Raw genomic sequence first — 14,447 nt, 5'->3', positions numbered from 1 at the left:
ATAACAAGTATGCTGAGTTCAATTTCCAAATTTAAGAAATAGAGACAATTAATTATTTTATAATAACTTTATTTATTAAACGGTACTCACAACCCCTTCCTTTTACTAATTCTAAAGAAACTACGTGCAAATAACATTACAATCATCATCAGCCCCCCAATCATCCTCAAATCAGGGTCATGGCTCTCACGCCCGATATAACGCATAAGCATCACGCCACCCATGACGAAAAGCAGCATGAAACTCATATCAATCTCTTTAATCTGCCGACCAATATAATTATCACAAATCTCATTAACCGTCTCAGGCACTAAAACATCTTCTTTGCTCAAGCGATGGCACAACTCTACTATCATTTTTGGGTTGCCTTCGCTGGTATCATACACTTTATTCCTGGCATGTTCTACACTTTCAAAATCAAGATTATCAGTCAAACGGTGAAAAAGTCGGAGGCTCTCAATTCGGCTCAGTGGCTTTATCTCGATGCGTTCAAAGTCCCAAATGAATAAACTTGTCATTTTGATTTGTCGGCAAGTAGTCAGAATCGTAAAGTTTTTCTTCAGTATTTCAAGCGATTTGCTCACGGTGGGCGTAATGTCGTCAATGTCACCGATACGCAAATAATACTCGTGGTCGCCAGTAACACTCAATAAAAGCTCGCTCAAAGACTGGACACTCTCTTTACTCATTTTGTTGTGCATCGAATCTCGATCAGCCTTTGTGAAAATCATTTCAGCGACTTGCTCCTTGTCCCCACCGAACAGAAACAGTAAAATAGAAATCAATGACTTTTTATAGTCTTTCAGGTCGTCGAGCTCCAGCACCGGCTTTTTGAATTTGACAGCATTCAAGATGTGGGTTTTACCAACGCCCACAGGGCCAACAAGCACAACACTTATCTCCTTGGCCAGAGCTGCTTCGATGGCTCGTACTTCCTGCTCCCTGCCGATGGTAAAGTTTTGGTCAAACTCCAATAAACTGATTTTAGGCTTAGATTTTGGTTTAAATAGAGCTTCACGCAGTCGAACCAAAAACGGCTTTTTCTTCTTAGTCTGAGCATCAATAATGGCTCGTAACTTGTCTTGGTCATTGTGGGCGTAAATCAAAGATGTTTCAAGCTTTTGGTGTCCGAGAGCGTCTCTAATATCTTCCAACTCTGCACCATTGGCACGTAAATGAGTTGCAAAACTGTGACGTAATTTGTGGGGATAAAGGTCTGGGAGTTCGGGGTTTTCAAACTCAATTTGCTTGAGCATCTTATTAACTGCCTGCCGAGTGATGGGGCTTTTACCACCGTCACCCGAAAAAATAAATCCTGTTGCTTTACCGTGCTGCTCAATATACTCTGCGAAACATCATAAAGCCTTTGGTACATGGGGAGCTGTCAAAGAATTTGTCACTCATTTTTGTCTTCAGTTTCATCTCTTTTCTTAAGTGTTTGAGTGACAATGGTTTTCTTTCTAAAATCCAAGTCAGACCATTGCAAACTTATCATTTCCGTTACTCGTAATGCAGCTATCTGACAGGAGAAGAATTTGTAGTCTGTGGAGTGGGTTTTCAGTAGCTTGTAAAAGCTGCTGAATTTGTGGCAATGTCAAAAAATCAATTTCATCCATAAAACACCTTTTTTAATAAATACATAATTATTAAATTTAATAATTATGTATTTCGTTACAGCGAAACCATTTACCCTAAATACAAATATAATTAAGTGAGCGGCCGTTACAATCGTGGAGCCGTAGAAATGCGAAGCATTTCAAGCGACCCATTGTAACAGCGAACGTCAAAATATATTCATTCCTTATAAAAAAGCAATGAATATAAAAAAGGGGGCGAAGCCCCCCTTTTTTATGTATTTTTCCTTCGCAATGCTTCTTTTCTATACCTTTTGCTTGCCAATTTATATACTTTGACTTTAGTGGAATCACTGAAATAATTAACAAAACCCATCCACATTTGAATATTTGTATTATCAGAAAATGAAAACCTTTTAGATTCCCAAAAATGCTTGAAACGGTCAGCCGTCGCTGTCAAATTCTTGACAGAGTTCTTGAATGTCATTTTGTGAGTAATTATAGAAAAAAAGAGCTAAAACTTCGATATTTAAAATGATATTATTCATGATTATTTTGATTTTAAATGTAAGAAATAAAAAAAACGGGGGAAGCTCCCCCCTTTAGTAGGGGAGAACTCTATCAAGAAATTTTTCTTTACTTTCGCCTACGCCTTTTCGTAATTGGCTTATTTCAAACAAATCTTTTTCCCATTGGCCTTTCATGCCTTGGTCTGCTACACGTTTTGATTTGAGTTTTCGCTTTAATTCTTTGATTTCTGCCTCGATTACATTCTCGACAGTTTTGTACATTTCAAAAGCATTCATATTGATAAAAATTTAAAAGGTGATTAATTATTTTTTCTTTCGGGGAAACGAAATCAAAATGACACCCCGTTGTGGGGCATGGTAGCAAGTTTTTTTGATAAATATTTTCCTGACGTAGGCGGAAAAAATTTATCAAAAACCCGGAGGGCTTGAACTTGCTACTGTCATTTTGACTTTCGTAGCTTTGGAAAAAATAATAAAGCACCGACCGACGAGCCGTGCGAGCCACCCCCCAGTGGGGGGACAGGGGGGAGAAAGGCCGTTGAGTTCCAATCAACCCCACCAAAAACTGTTCGAAGGCTGTGGGTGTGGGAGCAAAGCGACCTGCCCACAGACAAGTTTTTTTGGTGGGAAGGCGAAGGGAAAACCAACTTTGAGAACCAACATACTAACAATCAAACCTTTGAAAGTGCGGCTGGGGAGCAGGCTTAGGGCTGTGCGGTTGGGCTTTGGTTTCGTACATAAGTCAAGCAATCTCTGAGCCTTGCGTTTTGCCATGCTTGATTTCTGTCAACGAAATAAAGCGAAGAAAAGCCAAAAGTCCTGTGCCTGTGAGCCAATGGAAGCGGTGCTTTTTCAGCACTGCTGGAATGATGGAAGTAATGGATTTTGAAGACTAAAGCTTTTTAAAACAGTCCAGGGAACTATGAGTCCAGGAGTGATGGGTAAAGCGGAACGCCGCCCGAAGCGTGAGTGGCTATTTTACATAATGTCAAAATTATAAAGGGCTTGTCCCCTTGACCTTCAGGTTTTATAATTTCACATTATGTAAATATAGCTTTGGTTGTGCGGCTGGAGCTTTTTACGAAGAATAGCAAACGCCCCGAAAACGTGAGGGGCAAAAGGACGTTCGGACTTAGCAAACTTTGAGTTGTCCCAAAACGCCATACGCCACACGAGCCACCGCCCCAAACGTGGGGTGAGTGGCTTGGGTGGCATAAAATCGGGGAACGAATCCCCTCCCCTGTTTAGTTAGTGAAAACATGACCATCATGCTCGACAAATGAACTCGAAAACAAATCTCTTGCATAAGCCTCGTAATCAAAATATCTCGATAATTCATCAGGACAATTATTTAGAAATCCAGCTTGCTCAACATACTCATAAGCATATTCAACTTCTGCCGTATCGCTTTTACCACCATAATAACCTTGATAAGATTCTTCAAAATGCTCAATTAAATCTGAAACTGAAATTTCGAAATGCTTACCTAAAATATTATCTCGGTAAATTTCCAAGGCTTCAATTTTATCATCATCCATATTAGCAATGGCTTCAAAATATTCAAAAGCATCATCATCTAAGCTACATTCTGAAATCAAGAAATCTGGAATATTTTCCCAATCTTGAAACATAAATTCTGCATCTTCTTCATCAGAATGAAGCTCTTTGCATGCCTCATAAAACTCTTCTTTTGATGAATAATCTGTTAAATCAAGCCATTCACCAGCAATTGAACCGCCGTGCGACGGACCGCAATTATACTTGTAATAAGTACCAACATAGATTGAAGGATTTTTTTTCATTTTCGTAAAGATTTAAGCGGAATGCCGCTTGGTTATAAACCCAGCACTTGCATGGGCAATCGCTTTTGCATCACGAGAAAAAAATGTCGGGGCAAAGCCGCAACAGCGGACTGCCCTTTATTTTCAAGTCCATTTGGCGGTTTACGGTGCGTTTGCCTTGTGTGTAGCTAAATAGCCAAATGACATAGTGAAGACTTAAAAACGTCATTTTTTTACTCGTAGATTTCGATTGAACCGTGTAAGTAATACTGTGCGTGCAGACCAACTAAAATCAAAAAACTAAAATAGAACCTTGTTAATAATCAAATGTAGCAAAGGAAAAAGCAGCTTAATTTCTGCCGTGAAACTGTCGGACCGGCGAAGAGGCAGAAATTGGGCTGCTGTGCAATGGAAGCGATAAAACCTAAGCAAGGAATGAGTGAGTAACGAACGATTGACGGCGTGGTTTTTATTGCTGTAATGTTAGGAAAAAGAAATAAGACCTTATTTGGCTTAGGGATAGAAACGAAAAGGCAACCTTTTTTGGTTGCCTTGTAGTGGATAGCCCGACCCGAAGGGGAAGCTCCTAAAAAAATTAATTTTTGAACTAATTGTTGGGAAATATTTTCTCAATTAAATCATTATGTTAGGTTTGCTTGGGAAATTTATGGGATAAGTACTACTAAATTATTGATTTATGTTTTGAATCAATGTTGATAAAATACTGCCCCAATCGTTTAAATCAAAATTTTGAGGGTCATCATGTCCATCCGATAATCCATTATCTAAGACTGCATGATAGGTAGGTATGAGCCATTGTCCTTTACGTACACTTGCGACAATATAAAGTAGAGCCAAACGCTTTAATTGGGCTTGAGAGAAGCCTGGCATTGGAGCTATTGCATCATTGACTTTGTTGGGGTCTGCCTTGCGTGGTTGAATTAATTCAACATGAAGAAATAATCCTCTTGAGGCAACGCCAATAGCTTTTAACTCCAGTTTCGTTGCTCTCCAAGGAGTTTTAAGGTTATTCTGAGTTATTGAATTACCCATGCGGTCAATAAAAATATGAGCAGATTTTTTTGGCTCATTTTTGTAAATTTTTAAAAGAGTTGGTTTCCAGTTGGCAGAGTCAATGTTATTTGGAATGGCAAATTGTCCGTAATTTGGTGTACTTGTATCATGAATGACAAAGTATTTCGCTAATTTTCCTTTTTGTGTTTTTGATACTGTTTCGTCAATGTTGCCACCAATGGTATTCTCGGCGATTTGGTTATTGGCAAGATAAGTTTTTAGTTTTTGTTTATCAATTATCAAATTTTCTGATAATAATTGTTCCAAAACTGGTGGTAAGGCTGCTAAATTCTCTCCAATTTTAGCGTACTTTTTGACAGGAGCTAATAAATACTTTGCCTGCTCAATTGGTGTCCCTTCAAAGGATTGAGTTTGAGTGTTAAACAAAGGAAGTAATTTGGATTGTGCTAAAGAGTCCAAATTATTTATGGTTGATATCAAGATTAATAGAATTATTTTCTTCATCTGAATAGTATTTATCGTGTTTATTTTATTTGTTTTTTCTTCTCTGATGAAATAGATTAAATATAGAAATATCAACATTTGCTGAAACACCGTATCGCCATGTATTTACCTCTGTCTTGGTACTAAGATTATAAATTGTTTCCACAGATTTCGTTATACCGTTTTCAGTTGTGGTCGTAATTGTGGTATCCTTACTGGTTTTAATTATTTCTCTCAGTTGTGGAGTATATTGGGCTCCAGCCATAATTGAAATAGGGAAGTTTTTAAAACCGTATGCCACGTATAATCCTGGTGAAAATATTTGAGATAATTTTATTTTTGGTAATCCTTGTCCATCTTCTGATGTATTAGTCCATCTATAACTAAATGCAGCACCAATATCTATAACTGGAATAAATAAACTCCAAGAATGCCCTTTTATCACATTATCCTTATATCCTTTTTGTAATTTTCCTTTACTTAAAGAAATGCCTATAGGAGCTGTAATTCCATTAATAAAATTATTTTGCCTTAATTGTGATGTACCTAACGGATTTTCAATTCCAGCATATAAACCAGGGTACGCATTTACATCAATTGACCAGCGATTTTTTCTCTTAATGCTATATGACCCAACAGGTTGAGCATAGCGGTTAATAATATCTTCTAAATTTGCTGTTGAATCGGCGGTTATGATATCGGTTATGAAATTGGCATAGAAAATAAATTGGTCAAGCACAACTTTTTTCTTTTCAGAATCATCGGTTGCATCTTTATTTTTATTAATAAATATCTTGCAGAGATTCTCTTGTTTTTTCTTGAGCTTTTTCAAATCATCAACTTTTATAGCAAGAACACTTTGGAGTAATCCATAGAGGAATATATTATTTACTGCCACGGAGACATTTTTTAATTTTATATTATCTGCATTCTTTTGTTGAATTTTGTCTTCAATATCTTTAAAAGCACCACCATTAGAAAGTAAAAAATAGCTATCTAAATAGGTTAAATTTTGTTTATAAGTTTCAATTTTATCCTTAATATCAGCCAATTCTTTATTGATAGTTTTTAAGTCATCATACTTAGTTTTTAATTGATTTATCTCAGCCTTACCAAAAGAAGACCTATTATTTATAGCGATAATGTCTGTATTTAGTCGTTTAATATTAGTATTTGCAATTGTTTCCTGATTGGCTAATATTGCTCTATCAAAACCACCAATTATTTCAAACGCATCAGCAATTTTTTCAATATTAGCATTTGTTTTGCCTATTTTATCCCAAATAGGTTTAATCACTAGTAATGAGTGCATAAAGCCAGCACCTAAATTATTATTATAAAATGCTTTAATTCCTTCTATGGCATTTACACCTGTTGGTCGCCAAGTTTTAAAATATTCACTTGTATAATATGAATTATCTGGATTAGGCTCTGATATTAAATATTTTACACGAAACCCAATATCTACCACATCAAAAACAAGTTGAGCATATTGCACAAAATTTACTGTATTTTGTTTTTCTTGTTTGGAATCTTTCAACGTTTTTAACTGTGCATCAATATTATTAAAAAATTGTAGTACCTGACTTAGTGTTTTATCAACATATTGGAAATTATTATTTGACGTAAAATAATCTTTAAGCGAGAGTATGACTTCTTTTGATTTTTCAATTTTTATATCATCAAATAGTTGCGGGTCTTGCTGATACAACAAGCCCAAATAAAACTTACGAATCGTTGGGTCATTTAGCTTTGCCAAATCTTTGCCAAGTATCCATGCTCTATCATTTGGAATGGTATCTCTTTTTGTTTTAATAGTTGGGTTTATAACAGTTGCCGAAGCAGTATCTCTTAGATTCTTTGAGAGTAAATCAACCAAACGTATTGTTTGTTTCACAATGGTATCCCCAACTGTTTTAAACCTTCCTTGATTATCTTTAAGACCGCCATAAGTATTATTAAGGTAATCAAATACCTCAGCAGGATGTGTACCTTTACCGAGCATATCAAATGAATGTGCGGCTGTCATAAACAATAAAAATTCATTTTCATGGGCAATGTCTTGGTATTTTTGATTTACTAAAGCTTCAAAATTAAATGGGATTTGTTTTATGTCCGATACAAAGGCACGTGCCCAAACTTTACCAAGATTGGGCATCTGATAAATATTTTCTTGGTTCCGAAGCATCATGTAGGTAGCAGGGAGCATCTGACGAATATCTTCTTCGGATTCTAATTTTTCTCTAAACTTATCATAAAAAGACATCGTCAGTTCTTCTTTTGTACGCTTAACAAGCCATTTAGATGTTGCATCAATAATTCGAGTAGTTGGGTCAAATGATGTACCTGTGATTGTTGGGTTATTAGCTTTTTGATTAGCAGAAATTGATTCACCAGAAGTTGTAATTGTACGTGAACCTTCTAATGCCTTATTTGGACTTTCAATATCCTTAATAATAGAAACTCCATTTTTTTTGAACTCATCATTTGTTTCATCATAGCTTATTTTGAGATTTTTCAACTTAGCAAAAAAATCAATATTAACTTTATTTATAATATCATTTTTTTTAAACAACAAATTAGATAGTTTATTGCTATTTTCATTATCACATGTACTAAGATCTGAATTAGCTACATAAAAATAAATAGAATCTTTTAAAACTAAATTATTATTAAAGATTGGCAAAATTGAAGGTATTGGAATTCTTATTTTGGGATTAAAAAAGAAAAGGACATTTTTATTGTTATTTTGGGCTTTTACTACAGATTTAACTGATATAACTGATGAATTAAATTTATAAAAACAATTAGTTGTGTCATTTTTGAACAATGAATCAATTGAAAATTGAGTATTATTCCAGATATTATTTATTTTATCTTTGTGAGATTTCAAATTAAATCCCTGTACTTTCAGAATAGAATCTTGTTTGTTTTTAAATTTTACATATATTTTATACGCTATGAATTGATTTTGTAGTTTTATCCTATTTAACTGAGGTAAGTCTTTTAAAAATATATTTTCGTTATTACTAAATTTATAAATCTTTGTAAACTCTTCCTGTGAATAAATTTTTTTTTCTTTTATAAATTGAATAATCTTGTCCAATTCATAAAAATGTTGATATTTAGGAGAACTTAATGAATCATAAACTATCTTGATCGAATCCTTCTTACTATTCAGCATTAAAGCATCATAATAAGCATTTTGTGATTTTGCTGAAAAACTAGAAGTAATTAAGAAAAGAAGAAGAAGTTTTTTCATATATGTTAGGAGCTAAATGGATATCAAAGGAGTTTGAACGTAACTTAATACACTATAAATTTTGATATTTAGTATACAAATATTCAAATAATAAAAAAGTATCACAAACCATTTTTATTATTCGGTACTTATTCTGAAACCATTTCTAAACCATACTGAATTATCTAGTAGAAATGCTAAAAAGTTACATTTACTCTTTCAGAAAAAAGCAGTTTACCGTAAGGTGAGACTGGTAAGTATTTGTCTACAATCAACTAAATTCTCGTTTTACTTTATCTTGACTGGCTTTTTATTTATACTATTATTGAGTCAATATTTTGTTTTAGGTATCAAAAAGTATCTATAATAATGTTTTGCTGACAATTTTACATTTCTCTCTTCTTTATTGGTCTTCAATAAAGCAAAAAGTTCTTGTCCATCTTCACTCATTTCATTTTTGAATTACGTTTTTTTTTATAAAATCTCATCATCTTGCAATTTCTACCTAAAACATCATCGTTGCCACTAATTCCTGCATGTTTTGACACTTATTCAGCACTTAACTTTCGCCTCAATTTTGACAGTTTTATACCTTCACCAAATTAACTAAGTATTTTTTGATGACTGGGTAATAAAATCATATTTTTAGTATTTTAAACATAAGTAAGTCATACGTGTAAGAGTGGACTTGTAGAATATTTTCTATGGAATAGTAAGATTTATTAGGTTGCTGAAAGGAGTGTACGGGGGAAATTTATTATAGAATTTAATTTATAGTTGCTTTTCTGACTTTTATGTAATCTACGTACATGGATGTTACTTCGAAGATGTTTATGGGGTTATTGAAAATATAATTACTATCAGAACCAATGTTTAGATTGAAAATGATAGCATGCGATTGAAAGGATTGTAGTTGAATATTATTGATGCTTGAGTTCTTGAAACAGGCTACGATTTTATATCAAATATGATAGTATAATTATTCCTCAATATAGGAACTATGTCAAACAATTTATAGACTAATATAAAACTTTTGTATATTTGAAAGTTGGCTTAAACCAAAATACTAAGTATTGACAAAAATTATACAATTGTACATTTTGTAAAAACCGGATTTTGGATAAAGAATAAATTAAATGAAGTTAAGAGAAGAAATAATAAAAAAACTTGAAAATGGCCCAGCAGTACTTCTACTTGGTCAAAGATATCTATCTCTATCATCTGGTACTGACGTTTTACTTGACAAATGTATTAGCAAATTTCAAAAAAACAATACTGATAATGAACCCATTATAGGTTATGATAGTTTTTTAAAACTGGGCTTGAGCAATGGATATGAGGCAGCATCAACTTGGATAGAAGAGTTATGTAAAAATATTTCTGTACCAGTTTGGCTTGAACGAATTGCACGAGTTTCTTGGTCTAGTGTCTATACCTCTTCAATTGATACTATTATTGATAGAGCATTTACAAATGAATGGAGGAAAGTACAACCAATTAATGAGGACAAATATAGAATAGTTGATTCACGAAATAAGTTTAAACTTCATCTGACTCATTTATTTGGTAGTATTTCTCAAATAGAAACCAATAAACGTCCACCATTAACTCTTGCTGAAAAAATAAGAAGGAAGTTCATTAGTAATATTCTCTTGCAAAGATTACCTGAAATAATTACTAATAAGGGAATATTGATTATTGAAGGATTTAGCCAAAATGATTGGCTTTCAATTGAAGAATTATATGGAATTATTTCTTTTTTAGACGTTGAGCAAGCACTTATTTTTAGTTCAACTAATGAATTATCAAATAATGAACTGATTATTGATTTAATTCATTCCCAAAAACTAATCATATTCGATATATCCTTAGCACAATTTTTGACGGACCTTGAAGGGTCAGGTAGGTTAAAATTAGCAATTCCCGATAAAGATGATTATTATGGTAAATATATCAATATTGGACATCAAAAGGTAAAAATTCCACAAGAATTGATTAATAAAGTTTCTAAAACTGCAACTATCATTGATGAGAGCCTCTTTTACACAATACCTTTTAATACCCCAGATGAAAAATACTATGATTTTAAGAATTTTCTAACATCTCCTACTGCCTCAAATCATTGGAAAGGATACCCACTTGGATACACATTCAAAAGAGATTATTATGAATCTCTTAAAACAAAAGTTTTAGAGAAATCTTCATCTAATAAGGGAAAAGAAGTTCCTCTAATTTTATACGGACAATCGAGCAGCGGAAAAAGCACAATATTAGGATTACTCGCATTTGAATTATCACAACAATCAAAAATTCCCGTGTTATTTATTGAAAAAAGATATCAAAAAATTGATGAGCTTGACATTGATACTTTTTGTAAATGGGCGGAGGACAATTTAGCCCGCAATACAGTTGTTATTTGGGATGGTATGGTAGATTCTGATTTATATTTTAGTTTATTGAAACGTCTAAATGCCCGAGGTAGAAATGTTATATTGGTTGGAAGTACTTACGACAATAACAAATCAAAATCAAATGACATCTACATTGAATCTCCTATAGTTCTTTCATTACACGAAAAGAGAAGATTCACTGAGTACTTAAAAAGTATTGATTTAATACTTAGTAACTTGTTCTCAAGCGTTGACGATAGAAACATGCTTGCCATGCTTTATAGATATTTACCTGCTACTAGAGATTCCATAAAAAAAGGTTTAAAGGAAGAGTTTGAGTTTTTCTCAAAAAAATTAAGAGAAACAGAACCAAAGGAAGTTGGTTCATCAAGTAGTATGTTTGAAGCATTAGTTTTTGCTGGGCTAATAAACAAAAATAATGTCCCTTTCATAGAATCAACAACGGAAGTCGATGGAGAACAAATTAATTTGTCTGATTTGTTGATTTTTGCAATCATGATACCTGGACAGTTTGCTCTAAATGTTCCATATGAACTTTTACTTCGAACAATAGGATTTAATACTCTTTCAAGTAACCTTTTCAAAGCATTGAATGAGGTAGATTTAATTATATGGTCAGAAGATTCACAAGGAAATATTCAACTTGGAGCAAGGACTGCTATTGAAGCAAAAATTTTATGTCAATATCTTGGCGGTAAAAAAGCTGAGATAGAATATATCAAACTTCTTTTAAAGCAAATTAAATCTTATGACTTTGCAACTTTTGGTTTTGAGTCAAATACGGAGGTTCAATTCGGTGTTGAATTATTAAACAACATTAGCCCAAATGTAAATGTGAATTATAAGGATAGTATTTTTGATATTACCGAGGTATTAAGAGAGCTTCGAGAAAGCGGTCAAGCATATCACCCAAGGCTAATACTCAAGGAAGCTTCATTTTTAAGAGAGTTAGTTACGGATAAAAATATATCACTTGGATTCTCTAATCAAATACTGCTGGAACGTGCGGAAATAATTGTCAGAGACGCATTAGAAAAATTGCAAAATTTTAGAGAGCGAAATATCACTACATATTTAAGAATTGAATTAGCCGCAATAATTGGCTCTAGAGCTTATGAATTTGTAGATGGTGAGCGGCATATTGAGGAAGCAAAAACTTGTTATGAGTATGTCAAACGATTAAATAGTCACGCATTTGCATCTAATCCAGAGAATTATAATGCACTTGATATTTTAGCTTGGACTACAGAAAAACTAATTAAGGAAAATGCCTTTAATGAAATAGAAAAAATAGATGCAGAAACTCAAATGATTCACTTATTTGAAATGGCAGAAATTGAAGGAATAAGTGAACAAAATCTTGAACGTTTCCATATTCGTAAGTTAAAACTTTATGAATTAATGGGTAAGCAACAATTAGCAGATGCAGTTTTCGAGGAATTAGTACTCAATGGTTTTACTTCAGGGTATTTTATCAAAGCGAAGGAAATAATGGGTGATTCTGAAATAAACGGAGTAATTTCTTTGGAAGAATTGCTAAAAAGATGCACTAATACAGTAAACTACCTTCAAAGTATATTTGATAAAATTAAAGATGATGGCAAATGTTTATTTTTGTTACTAAATACCTGGTGGACAATGAAGTCTAAAAGCAAACTATTTCAAGATGAAAAGCAAACTTTACCATTTACAAAAAATGATTGGGAATATTGCTTAAAACTCGTTGAAAAACTATTGTTTATAGGAGAAATTTATCAATCTGCCACAACTCTCTACATCAAAGCTCTTGCAGAGTTTCATTTAAATCATATCAGATTGTCTTTAGAAACATTTAAAACTCTTGATATCGAATCTGATTTCTCTTCTTATGGACGAAGAAGAGTAATTAAAAGTTACTTGGCATCTACACCTGAAGGGAAACCCAAATTATTCAGAGGTGAAGTAAAAAGAACTGTTTCTTTTATTAAGCATGATAAATCAGGAGAAATTTACATATCTGATTTAAAAGAATATATTCCATTTACACTAAGTGAATTTAAGCAAAGTGAATTTCAGGCTGGGGATGTCATTGATAACTTTTATATCGGCTTCAACTTTCGTGGTCCAATCGCAGTTCCATCAAAACTCTAATTGTGTTTCGTTATGAATGAGGCCTTGAAAAAATACAATTATCTATTGAAAATATGCAACGAAATCAACAATAGTGCTGCAAACATTAGTAGTGGTGAGATAAAATTTTTTGAAGAAATAACTGTGATAGTAAAATTTTCCAATTCAGAATTATGTTTCAATAGTCTTATTTCTTGGCTTTACATACTGTTTCATGAAAATTCTTCTAAAAATATTGATTTTATAAGAAAAAAAATCACAGCCTATAATATTTCTCTAACAGATGATGGTATTAATTTAAAGAAACTTGTACATGCATTTAGAACTATATTTCAACATCAAATGGACTTCATTAATTCAAGGTCGGATATTGAAAAAAGAAATCTTTGTCATAGCTGGTATTACGAAGTAATAATTAAACAAGAACCTGTAAATGAAACAGACTGGAATATATGTATTAATAAAGTTTTAGATTCAGCGATTGAAATGTTGAATGCTGTATTAACTTGTTTAAAAGAAATTAAAAAGAGTGAACATTTGAGTTTAGTAATTGATGAATGGGAAAAAACTATACTTCGGAACTATACAGTTCACGATTTCGAGAAAATACTAATCAAAGTTTTAAGCAATTTAGGGCTTGAAGGATATTTTGATACGAATGTATTAGTTAAAAAAAATATAAATTCATGGCGAAAAGAGTTAGATATATTACCAGATGATTTTAACTTTGAAATTTATGGTTATAAAATCCTTGAGCGGTTTATAATTAAAAAAGAAATAATTCCAATCGACGGACATGACCTTATTTCAATCGGTTTTCCAAAGGGGAAGGTTATTACAGATTTACTCCTAAAAGCAAGGGAAATTTTCTATAATAATCCATGTAATAAACAAGAACTTTTATTAATCATTAAGGAATCCACTTAAAATACTTTGAAATTACTATTTAGTGATTCTCAATAAACAAAAACGGTCAGAGTATTGAAAATAATCTAAATGTATTAATTACATTTCTTAAATAACTCTAATAAACTATTCTATTGTCATTTCTCTATTGTGTATCTTCATATAAGGGCAATTACTAATAAGTGGTACTAAACTTCTAAAGCCAAAGTTTTATATTAATACAAAACACCGATTTTATCTTCGTTCAGTTGTACTTCTACGCTTCATGGGTAGGATTTTATAAGGGCTTTTCGCATGGTATATACTTGAATGGAGGGGCAGCCGAATTCTTCTTCGACTTTGTCGAATACACAATAGATTCCTTTTCCTCGGAATGG

General features: G+C 32.8%; 9 protein-coding genes. 2 read left to right on the top strand and 7 right to left on the bottom strand.

What is annotated here, in order from left to right:
• Positions 1 to 86: 86 nt before the first annotated feature.
• The 7 genes from ACQUQZ_RS07540 to ACQUQZ_RS07510 form a co-directional block, all read right to left on the bottom strand.
• Complete coding sequence (locus ACQUQZ_RS07540; protein WP_435357645.1) at positions 87 to 1,340, bottom strand: tyrosine-type recombinase/integrase; 1,254 nt, start codon at positions 1,338 to 1,340, stop codon at positions 87 to 89.
• A gap of 508 nt (positions 1,341 to 1,848) precedes the next feature.
• On the bottom strand, positions 1,849 to 2,061 hold the full coding sequence (locus tag ACQUQZ_RS07535) for a hypothetical protein (RefSeq protein WP_435354260.1): 213 nt from the start codon (positions 2,059 to 2,061) through the stop codon (positions 1,849 to 1,851).
• 115 nt (positions 2,062 to 2,176) lie between these two features.
• Entirely contained in the window at positions 2,177 to 2,380 is a 204-nt protein-coding gene (locus tag ACQUQZ_RS07530; RefSeq protein ID WP_435354259.1) for a hypothetical protein, read from the bottom strand.
• A gap of 856 nt (positions 2,381 to 3,236) precedes the next feature.
• Positions 3,237 to 3,365 carry a hypothetical protein gene (locus tag ACQUQZ_RS07525; RefSeq protein ID WP_435354258.1) on the bottom strand — a complete coding sequence of 43 codons (129 nt, stop codon included), beginning with the start codon at positions 3,363 to 3,365 and terminating at the stop codon, positions 3,237 to 3,239.
• On the bottom strand, positions 3,349 to 3,906 hold the full coding sequence (locus ACQUQZ_RS07520) for an antirestriction protein ArdA (protein ID WP_435354257.1): 558 nt from the start codon (positions 3,904 to 3,906) through the stop codon (positions 3,349 to 3,351). Before ACQUQZ_RS07520 ends, ACQUQZ_RS07525 begins: the two co-directional genes overlap by 17 nt.
• A 666-nt stretch (positions 3,907 to 4,572) precedes the next feature.
• The gene (locus tag ACQUQZ_RS07515) at positions 4,573 to 5,424 is read right to left on the bottom strand and encodes a hypothetical protein (protein WP_435354256.1); all 852 of its coding nucleotides are present in this window, start codon (positions 5,422 to 5,424) and stop codon (positions 4,573 to 4,575) included.
• Between the two features lie 25 nt (positions 5,425 to 5,449).
• Positions 5,450 to 8,665 carry a hypothetical protein gene (locus ACQUQZ_RS07510; protein WP_435354255.1) on the bottom strand — a complete coding sequence of 1,072 codons (3,216 nt, stop codon included), beginning with the start codon at positions 8,663 to 8,665 and terminating at the stop codon, positions 5,450 to 5,452.
• Positions 8,666 to 9,780: 1,115 nt separating this feature from the next.
• On the opposite strand from ACQUQZ_RS07510, the gene ACQUQZ_RS07505 reads away from it, so the two are divergent.
• Positions 9,781 to 13,185, top strand: coding sequence for a hypothetical protein (locus tag ACQUQZ_RS07505; protein WP_435354254.1), 3,405 nt, complete (start codon positions 9,781 to 9,783; stop codon positions 13,183 to 13,185).
• 12 nt (positions 13,186 to 13,197) lie between these two features.
• Positions 13,198 to 14,091, top strand: a complete 894-nt coding sequence (locus ACQUQZ_RS07500) for a hypothetical protein (protein ID WP_435354253.1) — start codon at positions 13,198 to 13,200, stop codon at positions 14,089 to 14,091.
• Positions 14,092 to 14,447 lie beyond the last annotated feature (356 nt).

Origin of the sequence: Emticicia sp. SJ17W-69 (genome assembly GCF_051209875.1) — a bacterium.
GTDB lineage: Bacteria > Bacteroidota > Bacteroidia > Cytophagales > Spirosomataceae > Emticicia.
The sequence above is the reverse complement of the archived record's forward strand: the minus strand, read 5'-3'. Positions and strand labels throughout refer to the sequence as shown.